The following is a 13,632-nucleotide window of genomic DNA, read 5'->3' as shown; positions in this document are numbered from 1 at the left end:
GACAACACCGAGGAGCTTAGCTGCTCTCGCCGGGTGTTCGGCCAACATACAAGGAGCGAGGCTTGCCCGCGAAGGGCTTAACGCGATTTAACGGCGGACTTGCTTCAGGGTCTCGGCAATCAAAAACGCCAGTTCCAGCGACTGATCGGCATTCATCCGCGGGTCGCAATGGGTGTGATAACGATCCGAAAGCCCATCTTCGGTAATCGGCCGCGCGCCGCCGATGCATTCGGTGACGTTCTGCCCGGTCATTTCGATGTGGATGCCGCCGGCATAACTGCCTTCCGCTTCGTGAACCTGGAAGAACTGCTTCACCTCGCCAAGGATCTGCGCGAAGTCGCGGGTCTTGTAGCCGCTGCTGGCCTTGATGGTGTTGCCGTGCATCGGGTCGGAGCTCCAAAGCACTTGCTTGCCTTCGCGCTGCACCGCGCGAATCAGCTGCGGCAGATGATCGCCGACCTTGTTCGCGCCCATCCGCGCAATCAGGTTCAGGCGACCCGGGTCGTTGTCCGGGTTGAGCACATCGATCAGGCGAATCAGGTCTTCAGGGTTCATGCTCGGGCCGACCTTGACCCCGATCGGGTTATGCACCCCGCGCAGGAATTCGACGTGAGCACCGTCCAGTTGACGGGTACGGTCACCGATCCACAGCATGTGGGCCGAGCAGTCGTAGTAGTCGTTGGTCAGGCTGTCGCGACGCACGAAGGCTTCTTCGTAGTTCAGCAGCAGCGCTTCGTGGGCGGTGAAGAAACTGGTTTCGCGCAGTTGCGGCGAGCTGTCCATACCGCAGGCACGCATGAAGGCCAGGGTTTCATCGATGCGATCGGCCAGGTGGCTGTATTTCTCGGCCAGTGCCGAGTTGGCGATGAAGTCCAGGTTCCATTTGTGTACCTGATGCAGATCGGCAAAGCCGCCCTGGGCAAAGGCGCGCAGCAGGTTCAGGGTTGCGGTGGACTGGTGGTAGGACTGCAGCAGGCGATCCGGGTCCGGCACGCGGCTTTTTTCGTCGAAACCGATGCCGTTGACGATGTCGCCACGGTAGGCCGGTAGCGTCACGCCGTTGATGGTTTCATCGTTGGCCGAACGGGGTTTGGCGAACTGACCGGCCATGCGTCCGACTTTGACTACCGGGCAACCGGCGGCGAAAGTCATGACGATCGCCATTTGCAGCAACACTTTAAAGGTGTCGCGAATTTTCGCGGCGGAGAATTCGGCGAAGCTTTCGGCGCAGTCGCCGCCCTGCAACAGAAACGCCCGGCCCTGGGTGACTTCGGCAAACTGACGGCGCAACTCCCGCGCTTCACCGGCAAACACCAGTGGCGGATAGCTCGCCAGGGTTTGCTCGACGTGCAGCAAATGCGCCGCGTCGGGGTATTGAGGTTGTTGCTGGATCGGCAGGGCGCGCCAGCTGTCAGGGCTCCAGGGTTGGCTCATCGCAGTCTCTAGTGTTTTACGCTCGGACGGTTATGTTATCAGCAATTAGTGCGTGACCTGCTCCCGTCGCTTCGCGGACAATCGCGCCTTTGCCGCTTTATGTTGCGGTTTATCGCGTTGCCGGGGCCGGTAACGATCAGGAGACGAAATGACTGAGGAGCGCGTCGAGCATCTGCTCGCCGAGGTACAGGATGAGTTCGGCGTGATTCGCGTGCTGGAAGTGGCCGACTACCGTTTTCTGGAGTTCGGTGACGCCATCGAACAGAGCTGCGTGTTCACCGCCGACCCTAGCTGGCTCGAGTACGATTACACCCGCGCGATGCTGATTGGCGCGCTGTGCCACGAGCAGCCGGAAAGCGCGCTGTTCCTCGGCCTTGGCGCCGGGACACTGACCCAGGCTTGCTTGAAGTTCCTGCCACTGGAAGATGTCGAAGCCATCGAGCTGCGCCCTGACGTACCGCGCCTGGCCATCGAATACCTGGGCCTGGATGACGATCCGCGGCTGTACATCCGCGTCGGCGATGCGCTGGAGTTGCTCGATACGGCTGAACCGGCCGATCTGATTTTCGTCGACCTGTATACCGATGTCGGGCCGGGTGTCGGACACCTGGCCTGGAGCTTTCTGGAAAACTGTCAGAAACGCTTGAATCCGGGTGGCTGGCTGGTGATCAACCAGTGGGCCACCGACGACGGCAAGCCGTTGGGCGCAGCGTTGTTGCGCGGTCTCTATCACCGGCATTACTGGGAACTGCCGGTGAAGGAGGGCAACGTGATTCTGATCGTGCCATCGGAGCTGGATCAGGAGCTGGACATGGAAGGGCTGATCGCCCGTGCGGAAGGCCTGGCGCCGCGGTTGGGGTATTCGTTGCAATCGTTGATCAAGGATATTCGACCGGCGACTTAATGCGATGAGGTCATCTGTGGCGAGGGAGCTTGCCCCCTCGCCACAAAAGCCGATCTGTCAGCAACCTTTGAAGACCCCCGGCCGCTTCTCGATCATCGACCGCACACCCTCCTTGGCGTCCTCGCTGTTGAGCAGTTTCTTCGCCAGCGCCGGCAATGCCTGGGCCGCAGCAATTTCACCCTCGTAGCGCGCCTGTCGCGCAGACATCAACGTCGCCTGAACCCCCAGCGGTGCCTGCCTCGCAATCCTCTCAGCCAACTCGATCGCCCGTGGCAGCAAGTCCTCGCTGGCCATGACTTCCTGCACCAGGCCCAGACGCAAGGCATCATGTGCATCGAATTCATCGCCGGTGAGCAGCCAGCGCATGGCGTTGCCCCAACCGGCGACCTGATGCAGGCGCAAGGTGGCGCCGCCGAACGGGAGGAGTCCGCGCTGCACTTCCTTTTGGGCAAAACGGGTATTGCTGGCGCACAGGTTGATGTCGGCGGCCAGCATCAATTCGATGCCCGCGGTCAGGCAGTAGCCTTGCGCCGCGACAATCACCGGTTTGTTGACCCGGGGGCCGCCGAACACGCCCCAGGGATCGCAGCCGCCGGGCGGTGCCTGCCAGCCTTCGGCCAGGGCTGCGCCGGCGCTGACCAGGTCGAGCCCGGCAGTGAAATGCTCGCCATGGCCGAACACCACCGCGACCCGCGCCTCACTGTCGGCTTCGAATTCGCCATAGGCCAGGCTGAGCGCATTGAGCAGGTCGAGGTCGAAGGCATTGCGCTTGGCCACCCGATCCAGGCCGATCATCAGGACATGACCGTGTCGTTCACGGGTTACACGACTGGGGCTGGGCTGATTCATGGAGCATTTCCTCGGGCGGGAAGGGGGCGTCAGACCAAAGGTCTGCGTCGCAAGGGTGAACCGTTTTAGCGCCATCGTCAGCAGGGCCGGGCCTTTGCAAAATAGACGGTTGTACGATTATCCGCAAAGCCCGTGACACAACGGCGTATGCCGGTTTTTTCCGATAAAAAAAGCTCCCTTTTTTGCCGAATTCCGGTATAGTGCGCGCCGGCCTTTAACCGGGCCGCGTTTAGGTAGCGCAATTCCCCGAAGCCAGCTTCGGCTGCACGTCCGCCCCGCGGACTCTTCCTTGACGATTCTTTTCATTCATTCGTTTTCGCAAATCCCCGCCGACAAAGCTGCCAGGGCGACTCTTGAGTCTCAACACGGCATGCGCAGCTTTGGAGCATGGGTCTTTGCGGATGCACTTAGAGGCAGACCCATGACCCAGGAAATCGGCGGCTTCGCCGCTCTTGAACTTCACCCTAATATTGTCGCTGCAGTAGTCGCTACCGGCTATGAAGAGCCTTCGGCCATTCAGCAGCAGTCGATCCCGATCATTCTCGCCGGTCACGATATGATTGGCCAGGCGCAAACCGGTACCGGTAAAACCGCTGCCTTTGCCCTGCCGATCCTGCACCGCATTGATCCGTCCAAGCGCGAGCCGCAAGCTCTGATCCTGGCCCCAACTCGTGAGTTGGCGCTACAAGTTGCAACCGCTTTCGAAACCTACGCCAAGCAAATGCCGGGCGTAACTGTTGTGGCTGTCTACGGCGGCGCGCCGATGGGCCCACAATTGAAAGCAATCCGTAATGGCGCACAGATTGTTGTCGCCACTCCGGGTCGTCTGTGCGACCACCTGCGTCGCGACGAAAAAGTCCTGACTACCGTGAACCACCTGGTTCTCGACGAAGCGGACGAAATGCTCAAACTGGGCTTCATGGACGACCTGGAAGTTATCTTCAAGGCCATGCCGGAAACCCGTCAGACCGTATTGTTCTCGGCCACCCTGCCGCAATCGATCCGTGCCATCGCCGAACGCCACCTGCGCGATCCGAAGCACGTGAAGATCCAGAGCAAGACTCAGACCGTTACCGCGATCGAACAGGCTCACCTGTTGGTTCACGCTGACCAGAAGACTTCTGCCGTTCTCAGCTTGCTGGAAGTGGAAGATTTCGACGCCCTGATCATGTTCGTGCGCACCAAGCAAGCGACCCTGGACCTGGCCAGTGCCCTGGAAGCCAAAGGCTACAAAGCCGCTGCGCTGAACGGTGACATTGCTCAGAACCAGCGTGAGCGCGTCATCGAATCCCTCAAGGATGGCCGTCTGGACATCGTTGTGGCGACCGACGTTGCCGCTCGTGGCCTGGACGTTCCGCGTATCACTCACGTGTTCAACGTTGATATGCCGTACGACCCGGAATCCTACGTTCACCGTATCGGCCGTACCGGCCGTGCCGGTCGCGAAGGTCGCGCGCTGCTGCTGGTCACTCCTCGTGAGCGCCGCATGCTGCAAGTGATCGAGCGTGTTACCGGTCAGAAAGTTGCCGAAGTTCGCCTGCCGGACGCTCAAGCTGTTCTCGATGCCCGCATCAAGAAATTGACCAACAGCCTGTCGCCGCTGGTAGGTGATGCCGAGTCGACTCACGGTGATCTGCTGGATCGTCTGACTGCCGACATCGGTTGCAGCCCGCGTGCCCTGGCCGCAGCCCTGCTGCGCAAGGCTACCAACGGTCAAGCGCTGACCTTGGCCGCCATTGAGAAAGAACGTCCACTGGTGCCGAACAATGCACCGCGTGGCGATCGTCCAGAGCGTTCCGGTGATCGTCCGGACCGTGGTGACCGCGAGCGTCGTGCTCCGATCCCGCTGGCTGAAGGCCGTGCTCGTTGCCGTACCGCGCTGGGTGCGCGTGACGGTATCGCTGCCAAGAACCTGCTGGGCGCCATCCTCAACGAAGGTGGTCTGGCGCGTGAAGCCATCGGTCGCATTCAGGTGCGTGACAGCTTCAGCCTCGTCGAGCTGCCGGAAGATGGTCTGGAGCGTTTGCTGACCAAGCTGAAGGACACTCGCGTTGCCGGTAAGCAGTTGAAGCTGCGCCGCTACCGCGAAGATTGATCCGCCCCCGGGCTGATTGATCGCACATAAAAAATCCCCGACTGGTTCGGGGATTTTTTTGCCTGCTGTTTTGTGGCGCGCGATGGGCGACTTGGTTTACCTGTCAGCTGAAACGATAGATATCCATTCCTAGCGCCCCCATGGTGAACCCCTGGTGCACAACGCTGAACTCGCCCCCGGCCGCGCGGGCGAAGTACAGAGGCAACAGATGTTCGTCACTCGGATGGTTGCGCACCGCGTTCGGCGCCTGCTGGCGATAGTCGTGCAGCGCAGCTTCATCGTTCGCTTCGAGCTTCTCGATCATCCAGTCACGGAACGCCTTGGCCCAGGGTTCGACGCTTTCCGGGCCGGCGTGCCAGTCCAGTTCGCGCAGGTTGTGGGTGATGCTGCCAGAGCCGATCAACAGCACGCCGTGCTCGCGCAGGCTGGCCAGGGCATGGCCGACGCGGGTTTGCAGCGCCGGGCCGCCACGGGTGGGCAGCGAGACCTGCACCACCGGGACATCGGCCTGCGGGTACATCAACGACAAGGGTACCCAAACGCCGTGGTCGAAGGGGCGCTTGGTATCGATGCGCGCAGGCAGGCCATCGGTTTTCAGCAGCTCGACAACCTCTGTCGCCAGTTGCGGGCTGCCGGGTGCCGGGTACTGCACCTCGAACAAGGCCCGCGGAAAACCGCCGAAGTCGTGCCAGGTTTCGGGTTGGGGGTTGCCGCTGACCAGCAATTCGCTGCTTTCCCAGTGCGCGGAAACGATCACGATGGCCTTGGGCTTGGGCATTGTCGCCGCCAGATCCGCGAGGGCCGGCCCACTGGCGCCAGGTTCCAGGGCCAGCATGGGGGAGCCATGAGAGATATACAGGCTGGGGAACATAATTGAGCTCCTGGGAGTAAGATGGCAGCATCTTCAGTCAGATCATTGATCTAAATCTAATATAAGTTTTAGAGTCTTTTGATCGAATTTTTCGGGGTTAACTATGCAGCCGGAGTTTTGGCACAAACGATGGGCGTCGAATCAGATCGGCTTCCATCTGCCGGAAGTAAATCCCTATCTGCAACGGTTCTGGCCGCAACTGGGCCTTGATGAAGGTTCTCGCGTACTGGTGCCGTTGTGTGGCAAGAGCCTGGACCTGTTGTGGCTGGCGCACTGCGGTCATGAGGTGCTGGGTATCGAGTTGTCGGAAAAGGCCATCGAGGACTTTTTCAATGAGCATCAACTGGACCCGGCAATCAGCGAGCAGGGGCCTTTCAACGTCTATCGGGCCGGGTCGATCGAGCTGTGGTGCGGCGATTTCTTCGAGTTGACGGCAGGCGATGTTGCCGATTGCAGCGCACTGTACGACCGCGCGGCGCTGATCGCGCTGCCGCCAGCGATGCGTGAGCAATACGCGGCTCATCTGATTCGGATTCTGCCGAAGGATTCTTTAGGGATTTTGATTACGCTGGATTATGACCAGACGCAAATGTCCGGGCCGCCATTTGCTGTGCTTGATGACGAAGTGCAACGGCTGCTGGGGGGCTCGTGGGAGCTGAAGATCCTGGAAGACCAGGATGTCCTGGGTGAGAGCTGGAAGTTTCTCGAGGCCGGTGTCACGCGGCTTGAGGAGCGTGTGTATCGGGTTTCCAGCCATTAAGGTGTGTTGAGCTTGCTGGCCTCTTCGCGGGCAAGTCGGATCGCCGCACCGCTCGCTCCTACAAGCTTTGTGTAATTCGCCGATTATGTGAACGACACAAGACCTGTAGGAGCGAGGCTTGCCCGCGAAGAGGGCCTGAAGAGCACCGCATTAATCAAACAGACAAAAAAAGGCCCGCATTCACTGCGGGCCTTTTCTTTTAGTGCTGCGGAAGCTGTCAGCCCCGGCGACGCAGTGCGTCGATGCGTTCTTCCAGCGGCGGGTGGCTCATGAACATGCGGGCGAACCCTTGCTTGAGACCGCCGTTGATGCCGAAGGCATTCAGGGTATCCGGCATGTGCACCGGCAGCCCTTGTTCGGCACGCAGGCGCTGCAGGGCACCGATCATTGCGCTGGTACCCGCCAGGCGTGCGCCGGCGTCGTCGGCACGGAACTCGCGCTTGCGCGAGAACCACATGACGATGGCACTGGCCAGAATGCCCAGGACCAGTTCGGCGAAGATGGTCGCTATGTAGTAGGCGATGCCTTGGCCTTCTTCGTTCTTGAAGATCACCTTGTCGACAAAGTTGCCAATGATCCGGGCGAAGAACATCACGAAGGTGTTCACCACACCCTGGATCAGCGCCAGCGTGACCATGTCGCCATTGGCCACGTGACCGATTTCGTGGGCCAGAACGGCTTTCACTTCATCCGGCGAGAAACGCTCGAGCAAGCCCTGGCTGACCGCGACCAGTGCGTCGTTCTTGTTCCAGCCGGTGGCGAAGGCGTTGGCTTCATAGGCCGGGAAAATCCCGACTTCGGGCATCTTGATCCCGGCTTCGCGGGACAGTTGCTCGACGGTTTGCAGCAGCCATTGCTCATGCCGGGTGCGCGGCTGGCTGATGATCTGGGTGCTGGTGCTCATTTTCGCCATCCACTTGGAGATGAACAGCGAGAACAGGGAACCGGCGAAACCAAAGACCGCACAGAAAATCAGCAGCTGATTGAGGTTGAGATCAACCCCGTTGGCCGCCATGAACCCGTTGAAGCCGAAAAGGCTCAGGGTGATGCTGGCAATCAGCACGACCGCCAGGTTAGTGGCCAAAAACAGCAAAATGCGCATCATGGTTGTAGAAATCTCCTCGTGCTAAAGATGTAGCGTACTGCGGGGTATATAAGGTGCTGCACCGGGCTATTCAACCGGGTGACTATTTCAAACTGTGTCCTACGGCAACAGTCTAGCTGCTTGAAGGGCATTTCCGACGTCGACATGGGAAACGGTTGTCAGCCGATTAGCTTCACAAGCCCCCGCCGTTGTTGGGCGTGGGCATGAAGCGTGTCGTCAGTCAGCGCTTGAAACAGCGAGGCAGGGCAGGGCGCACAGAAGTGTTGCTGAATTAATCACCGTGCGACTTTTATCCGCGTCGCACGGTGACAGGCCATTTACTGGCGATAGGACTTGAGGAAGTTGCCGATCCGGCCAATGGCCTGATCCAGGTCGTCGACCCGTGGCAGGGTGACCACGCGGAAATGGTCCGGCCATGGCCAGTTGAAGGCCGTGCCTTGTACCACCAGCAGCTTTTCCGAGAGCAGCAGGTCGAGCACGAATTTCTCGTCGTTGTGGATCGGGCAGACTTTCGGATCGATCCGCGGGAATGCATACAGCGCACCCATCGGCTTGACGCAGCTCACGCCCGGAATGTCGTTGAGCAGTTCCCAGGTACGATTACGCTGTTCCAGCAGACGCCCTTGGGGCAATACCAGGTCGTTGATGCTCTGATAACCACCGAGTGCGGTCTGGATCGCGTGCTGGCTCGGCACGTTGGCACACAGGCGCATATTAGCCAGCATGTCGATGCCTTCGATGTAGCTCTGGGCGTGGTGTTTCGGGCCGGAAATGGCGATCCAGCCGGAGCGGAAGCCGGCCACGCGATAGGACTTGGACAGGCCGTTGAAGGTCAGGCACAGCAGGTCCGGTGCCAGCGAGGCGGTGCAGATGTGCACGGCGTCGTCGTACAGGATCTTGTCGTAGATCTCGTCGGAGAACACCACCAGATTGTGCTGACGGGCCAGTTCCAGCATGCCCAGCAGGACTTCTTTCGAATACACCGCGCCGGTCGGGTTGTTCGGGTTGATGATCACCAGGGCCTTGGTGTTCGGGGTGATCTTGGCCTTGATGTCGGCCAGGTCCGGCCACCAGTTGGCCTGCTCGTCGCACAGGTAATGCACCGGGTTGCCGCCCGCCAGGCTCACTGCGGCGGTCCACAGCGGATAGTCGGGGGCCGGCACCAGCACTTCGTCGCCGTTGTTGAGCAAGGCCTGCATCGACATCACGATCAGCTCGGAAACGCCGTTGCCCAGGTAAATGTCTTCAATGCCGACGCCTTCCACCTGCTTTTGCTGGTAGTACTGCATCACGGCTTTACGGGCGCTGAACAGGCCTTTGGAGTCGCTGTAGCCTTGGGCGGTCGGCAGGTTGCGGATCACGTCCTGAAGGATTTCGTCCGGCGCTTCGAAACCAAAGGGCGCCGGGTTGCCGATGTTCAGCTTGAGGATGCGATGGCCTTCCTCTTCCAGGCGTTTGGCGTGCTTGAGCACTGGGCCGCGAATGTCGTAGCAGACGTTGGCGAGCTTGTTCGATTTGCTGACCTGCATGGCGATGTGTTCCCGAAAATGAACGATCCAGGCGGCGTGTGAACGACCGTGCTGGGAATCCTGCGTATTCACACAGGCCTGACGCCTTGAGTGGCGGCACTCATAAATCCGTTTGAATGCGCGTGGTCTGGCTGCCAGACTGGCGTTTGACGAGGCGCAATCATACGTGCCGCCCGATCCGTGGAAAAGGTACAGATCGGGCTTTTTCAGCTGCTGAGGTGTATCAATGGAAAAGTTGGAAAAAACCCTGGAAGAATGGCGGGCCATGCTTGATCCGGAGCAGTACAACGTTTGCCGCCTCAAGGGCACCGAGCGACCGTTCTCCGGTAAATACAACGGCACCAAAACCGACGGCGTTTACCACTGCATCTGCTGCAACGCACCGCTGTTCGACTCCAGAACCAAGTTCGATTCCGGCTGCGGCTGGCCGAGCTTCTATGCGCCGATCGGCGACAGCGCGATGGTCGAGATCCGTGATATCAGCCACGGCATGATCCGTACCGAAGTGGTCTGCGCCAAATGCGATGCGCACCTTGGGCATGTGTTCCCGGACGGTCCGCCGCCAACCGGTTTGCGTTATTGCATCAACTCGGTGTGCCTGGACCTCGTTCCCCGCGAATAATCTGCTGATGTCGCGCGTTTGACTTGTGTACGCGGGAGCAGCCTCCGGCAGCTCCTGCAATGATGTTCGCGTGTCGGGTATCTATTGATTTATTAAATTGCACACAATTCAATTGCTCGCTATGTTTGATATTCCTTCATTCGGAGTTCGTGCCATGAGCGACAACCTGCTGAGCATCCCTTGCACCACCATCAAGGGGGAGCAAAAGACCCTGGCCGATTTCGCCGGTAAAGCGGTGCTGGTGGTCAACACTGCCAGCAAATGTGGTTTCACCCCACAGTACAAGGGCCTCGAAGAGCTCTGGCAGAGCTACAAGGATCAAGGTTTGGTGGTGCTCGGGTTTCCCTGCAATCAGTTCGGCCAGCAGGAGCCGGGCAACGAAGGGGCGATTTCCGAGTTCTGCGAGCTGAATTACGGGGTGAGTTTCCCGCTGTTCAAGAAAATCGAAGTCAACGGTGTCGGCGCTCATCCGCTGTTCGTTCAGCTGAAAAAACGCGCGCCAGGTGTGTTGGGTTCCCAGGGCATCAAATGGAACTTCACCAAGTTCCTGATCGGCAAGGACGGTCAGCTGGTCAAGCGCTTTGCTCCGGCCACCAAGCCGCAAGCGCTGCGCCGCGAGATCGAAGCCCTGCTCAAATGAACACGTTGTCAGTCGATTCGCTGAAACTCGACAGTCAGCTCTGCTTCAAGCTGTATGCCGCTTCTCGGGCGGTGATCCGTGCCTACAAGCCGATGCTCGATCAACTGGGCCTGACCTACCCACAATACCTGGCGATGCTGGTGCTGTGGGAATGGCAGGAAGCGGCGCCGGAGCAGCCGACGGTCAAGGCGCTGGGTGAGCGCCTGGCGCTGGATTCAGGGACCCTGACGCCGCTGCTCAAGCGTCTTGAGCAACTGCAGCTGGTGCAGCGCCAGCGTTCGGCGCGCGATGAGCGCGAGGTGCACTTGAGTCTGTCGCCCACCGGCAAGGCCTTGCGCGATCAGGTCGGGCCGCTCAAGGCCCGCCTGTTGTGCGATAGCGGTGTCGATCTGGATCGCCTGAATGAGCTGCGCGATGGTCTCGATCACCTGTTGGGGCATATCAAATCGCTGTCGTAGTGGGTATCCACAAGTCGAGCAGGGCCGCCAGTTCTTCCCGGCGGAAGGGTTTGGCCAGGTAGTCGCTCATGCCTGCCGCACGGCAGCGTTCGCGTTCTTCGGACATGGCGTTGGCGGTCAGGGCGACGATGGGCAGTTGTGGCCAGCGCCCGCTGCGACGGATCTGCCGGCTGGCTTCATAACCGTCCATCACCGGCATGTTGCAGTCCATCAGCACCAGGTCGAATTCGCTGTGTTCGAGCTGATCCAGGGCTTCGGCGCCATGGGCCGCGACGCTCACCTCGCAGCCGAGTTTGCCGAGCATGCCCTTGGCCACCAGCTGATTGACCGGGTTGTCCTCCACCAGCAGGATGCGCCCGCGTCGCTGGGGCGAGAGGACTTCGACCCGGGCACCGTTGATCGTGTTGAGTTCCGGCTGCAGGATCCGTCGCAATGTCTGGTAAAGCGCATTGCGCGCCAACGGTCGCGCCTGTTGCTGCAAAGGTGCCAGGGCGCTGGCTTGCTCGCTGGGCAGGAAACTGCCGTACGCGGTCACCAGCAGAATCGGCGCGGTTAAAGTAGGGCGCAGGCCAAACAGGCATTCGGGGCAGTCGGTGATCAACACATCCGGTTTCAGGCCGATCAATCGGTCATCGATGGAACGCTGCTGATAGCCGAGCCCCCATTCGGGCAATAGATTCTGTAGCAGTTCTGCCAGACCGCTGCTGGCGGCCGTGATCGCGACGATGTTGCCTTGCAGAGCTGCTGGCGGGATGGCGCGAGTGTGGCAGGGCAGCGGCAGGTCGGCGCAGAACTGACTGCCGAAGCCTGCTTCCGAGCTGATCGTCAGACGCCCCTGCATGGCTTCGCAGAGGTTATAAGTCAGCGCCAGGCCCAGCCCGGTACCGCCGAATTGCCGGGTAATGCCGGCACCGGCCTGGGTAAACGGCTGGAAGATTTTGACCTGTGCGTCCTGGGCAATGCCGATGCCAGTGTCGCAGACCTCGATTCGCACGCCGTCTTCGAACGTTGAAAGACGCACATCGACCCGCCCGAAGCGGGTGAACTTGAGGGCGTTGGACAGCAGGTTGCTGACGATCTGCCGGACCCGGGTCGGATCACCGAGCACCAGCGCGGGAAATTGCGGGTCGATCAGGCACGTTAGCTCGACGCTCGGCGCGGCGTTCTGGGACAGCAGGTTGGCGGTGTCTTCGATCAGCGAGCCAAGGTCGAATGGAATGTGTTCGAGTTCCAGCTGGCCGGCATCGAATTTTGACAGGTCGAGGATATCGTTGAGCAGCTCCACCAGCACTTTGCCCGAGTCATGGGCGATGGACAGCTGTTGCTGCTGCTCGGCATTGAGCGGGCCGTCCAGCGAGAGCGCGATCATCCCCAGCAGACCGTTGAGAGGCGTGCGGATTTCATGGCTCATGTTGGCCAGGAACACCGAGCGTGCCTCGGCCATGTCCAGGGCGGTGCGGCGGGCGACTTCCAGTTCCTCGTTAGACTGGCTGAGCCGGGAGTTGATGGCCTTGAGTTCCGCCGTACGGGCCGAGACGATATTTTCCAGTTGCGAGAGGTAGTCGGTCAGGCGGTTTTCGGCATTGCGCCGCTGCTGGATCTCGGTGGCGATGTTATCGAACTGTTGATTGGCGACCTTGACCAAGACGCCGATTTCATCGTTTTCATGCCCCGCCGGGTACTCCAGCCAGGTCGGCTCCGCGCTGCGTGGATCACGACCACTGAGTTCGCGGATGACCCGCACCAGCGGTTTGGTCAGCATCACGTAAAACAGCGCCAGCAGAATGCCCGTAAGGATCAGGCTGCGCGCGAAGCCATTGAGCAGGGTCACTTCGGCCCGGCGCAGGAAACGACTGCCGAAAGTGTAGGTATCGACTTCCAGGCGCAAGGTCCCGAGGGACTCGTCCGGCAAGTGGTCGAGGTAAAGACGGTCTTCAAACTGTCGGTTGGCGCCGAACAGGAAGTCGCTGAGCATCCGGTAATTGTTTTCCAGGCCCGGGCGTTTGACGCTGGCCAGTACGGTATTGTTGTTGTCGGTCAATTTCGCGCCGATGATCGCCGGGGAGCGCAGCAGACCCAGGATCAGTTCCTGGGCGAGTTCGGCATCGATGTTGTAGGCGATGCGAGACGCGGGGTTATGGCTGATTTCCAGCAAAGACAGGATTTCGCGGTTGATGGAGGCGTCTTCGCTGGCATAATCGATGCCTATTTGCACAAGGCTGAGCAGCGTGCCCAGAATGAAGCCGACCAGCACCGTAAGCTTGGCTTGCTTGTACGACAGCCGCTGGCTGAACTTGATATCCATGGGATGTTGAACCACTTCCGTTTCCCTTCGCTGCTCAAGCATAGTCGATCATCAATGGAT

12 protein-coding genes are annotated in these 13,632 nt (G+C 60.0%); 6 read left to right on the top strand and 6 right to left on the bottom strand.

Going from position 1 to position 13,632, the window contains the following annotated elements; translation table 11 throughout:
* Nucleotides 1-87: 87 nt before the first annotated feature.
* Nucleotides 88-1,434 carry a class II 3-deoxy-7-phosphoheptulonate synthase gene (locus AC1RL4_RS26940; protein WP_007899909.1) on the bottom strand — a complete coding sequence of 449 codons (1,347 nt, stop codon included), beginning with the start codon at nt 1,432-1,434 and terminating at the stop codon, nt 88-90.
* Nucleotides 1,435-1,582: 148 nt separating this feature from the next.
* On the opposite strand from AC1RL4_RS26940, the gene AC1RL4_RS26935 reads away from it, so the two are divergent.
* On the top strand, nt 1,583-2,338 hold the full coding sequence (locus AC1RL4_RS26935; RefSeq protein WP_007940010.1) for a spermidine synthase: 756 nt from the start codon (nt 1,583-1,585) through the stop codon (nt 2,336-2,338).
* 57 nt (nt 2,339-2,395) lie between these two features.
* Here the strand turns inward: AC1RL4_RS26935 and AC1RL4_RS26930 are convergent, their stop codons facing one another.
* Nucleotides 2,396-3,187: a crotonase/enoyl-CoA hydratase family protein gene (locus AC1RL4_RS26930; protein ID WP_019582535.1), complete on the bottom strand. Its 792-nt coding sequence runs from the start codon at nt 3,185-3,187 to the stop codon at nt 2,396-2,398.
* A gap of 421 nt (nt 3,188-3,608) precedes the next feature.
* Between AC1RL4_RS26930 and AC1RL4_RS26925 the strand changes: the two genes are divergently transcribed.
* On the top strand, nt 3,609-5,282 hold the full coding sequence (locus tag AC1RL4_RS26925) for a DEAD/DEAH box helicase (RefSeq protein ID WP_007940012.1): 1,674 nt from the start codon (nt 3,609-3,611) through the stop codon (nt 5,280-5,282).
* 103 nt (nt 5,283-5,385) lie between these two features.
* Here AC1RL4_RS26925 and AC1RL4_RS26920 read toward each other — a convergent pair whose 3' ends face one another.
* Complete coding sequence (locus AC1RL4_RS26920) at nt 5,386-6,153, bottom strand: DODA-type extradiol aromatic ring-opening family dioxygenase (RefSeq protein ID WP_019582533.1); 768 nt, start codon at nt 6,151-6,153, stop codon at nt 5,386-5,388.
* 103 nt (nt 6,154-6,256) lie between these two features.
* On the opposite strand from AC1RL4_RS26920, the gene AC1RL4_RS26915 reads away from it, so the two are divergent.
* On the top strand, nt 6,257-6,913 hold the full coding sequence (locus AC1RL4_RS26915; RefSeq protein WP_204124604.1) for a thiopurine S-methyltransferase: 657 nt from the start codon (nt 6,257-6,259) through the stop codon (nt 6,911-6,913).
* Between the two features lie 217 nt (nt 6,914-7,130).
* Here AC1RL4_RS26915 and htpX read toward each other — a convergent pair whose 3' ends face one another.
* Together htpX and AC1RL4_RS26905 are read right to left on the bottom strand one after the other, a co-directional pair.
* Complete coding sequence (htpX, locus tag AC1RL4_RS26910) at nt 7,131-8,018, bottom strand: protease HtpX (RefSeq protein WP_019582531.1); 888 nt, start codon at nt 8,016-8,018, stop codon at nt 7,131-7,133.
* 317 nt (nt 8,019-8,335) lie between these two features.
* The gene (locus AC1RL4_RS26905; RefSeq protein WP_007940017.1) at nt 8,336-9,547 is read right to left on the bottom strand and encodes a pyridoxal phosphate-dependent aminotransferase; all 1,212 of its coding nucleotides are present in this window, start codon (nt 9,545-9,547) and stop codon (nt 8,336-8,338) included.
* Between the two features lie 226 nt (nt 9,548-9,773).
* Here AC1RL4_RS26905 and msrB point away from each other — a divergent pair, with 226 nt between their 5' ends.
* The 3 genes from msrB to AC1RL4_RS26890 all read left to right on the top strand — a co-directional run bounded on the left by msrB (nt 9,774) and on the right by AC1RL4_RS26890 (nt 11,267).
* A complete protein-coding gene (gene msrB, locus AC1RL4_RS26900; RefSeq protein WP_028939016.1) occupies nt 9,774-10,169 on the top strand; it encodes a peptide-methionine (R)-S-oxide reductase MsrB in 396 nt (131 codons plus the stop codon).
* A gap of 154 nt (nt 10,170-10,323) precedes the next feature.
* Nucleotides 10,324-10,809 carry a glutathione peroxidase gene (locus tag AC1RL4_RS26895; RefSeq protein ID WP_028939017.1) on the top strand — a complete coding sequence of 162 codons (486 nt, stop codon included), beginning with the start codon at nt 10,324-10,326 and terminating at the stop codon, nt 10,807-10,809.
* A complete protein-coding gene (locus tag AC1RL4_RS26890) occupies nt 10,806-11,267 on the top strand; it encodes a MarR family winged helix-turn-helix transcriptional regulator (RefSeq protein WP_230174396.1) in 462 nt (153 codons plus the stop codon). Before AC1RL4_RS26895 ends, AC1RL4_RS26890 begins: the two co-directional genes overlap by 4 nt.
* On the opposite strand, the gene AC1RL4_RS26885 is transcribed toward AC1RL4_RS26890, so the two are convergent.
* Nucleotides 11,251-13,572: a hybrid sensor histidine kinase/response regulator gene (locus tag AC1RL4_RS26885; protein WP_019582526.1), complete on the bottom strand. Its 2,322-nt coding sequence runs from the start codon at nt 13,570-13,572 to the stop codon at nt 11,251-11,253. The genes AC1RL4_RS26890 and AC1RL4_RS26885 overlap by 17 nt on opposite strands.
* Nucleotides 13,573-13,632: the final 60 nt, after the last annotated feature.

The organism is Pseudomonas sp. GW822-FHT07A10, from assembly GCF_058798795.1.
The sequence above is the reverse complement of the archived record's forward strand: the minus strand, read 5'-3'. Positions and strand labels throughout refer to the sequence as shown.

Coding starts and splice junctions, on each gene's coding strand:
- AC1RL4_RS26940 (WP_007899909.1), bottom strand. CDS start 1,434: ATGAGCCAACCCTGGAGCCCTGACAGCTGGCGCGCCCTGCCGATCCAG.
- AC1RL4_RS26915 (WP_204124604.1), top strand. CDS start 6,257: ATGCAGCCGGAGTTTTGGCACAAACGATGGGCGTCGAATCAGATCGGC.
- AC1RL4_RS26935 (WP_007940010.1), top strand. CDS start 1,583: ATGACTGAGGAGCGCGTCGAGCATCTGCTCGCCGAGGTACAGGATGAG.
- AC1RL4_RS26890 (WP_230174396.1), top strand. CDS start 10,806: ATGAACACGTTGTCAGTCGATTCGCTGAAACTCGACAGTCAGCTCTGC.
- AC1RL4_RS26905 (WP_007940017.1), bottom strand. CDS start 9,547: ATGCAGGTCAGCAAATCGAACAAGCTCGCCAACGTCTGCTACGACATT.
- AC1RL4_RS26925 (WP_007940012.1), top strand. CDS start 3,609: ATGACCCAGGAAATCGGCGGCTTCGCCGCTCTTGAACTTCACCCTAAT.
- msrB (WP_028939016.1), top strand. CDS start 9,774: ATGGAAAAGTTGGAAAAAACCCTGGAAGAATGGCGGGCCATGCTTGAT.
- AC1RL4_RS26885 (WP_019582526.1), bottom strand. CDS start 13,572: ATGGATATCAAGTTCAGCCAGCGGCTGTCGTACAAGCAAGCCAAGCTT.
- AC1RL4_RS26895 (WP_028939017.1), top strand. CDS start 10,324: ATGAGCGACAACCTGCTGAGCATCCCTTGCACCACCATCAAGGGGGAG.
- htpX (WP_019582531.1), bottom strand. CDS start 8,018: ATGATGCGCATTTTGCTGTTTTTGGCCACTAACCTGGCGGTCGTGCTG.
- AC1RL4_RS26920 (WP_019582533.1), bottom strand. CDS start 6,153: ATGTTCCCCAGCCTGTATATCTCTCATGGCTCCCCCATGCTGGCCCTG.
- AC1RL4_RS26930 (WP_019582535.1), bottom strand. CDS start 3,187: ATGAATCAGCCCAGCCCCAGTCGTGTAACCCGTGAACGACACGGTCAT.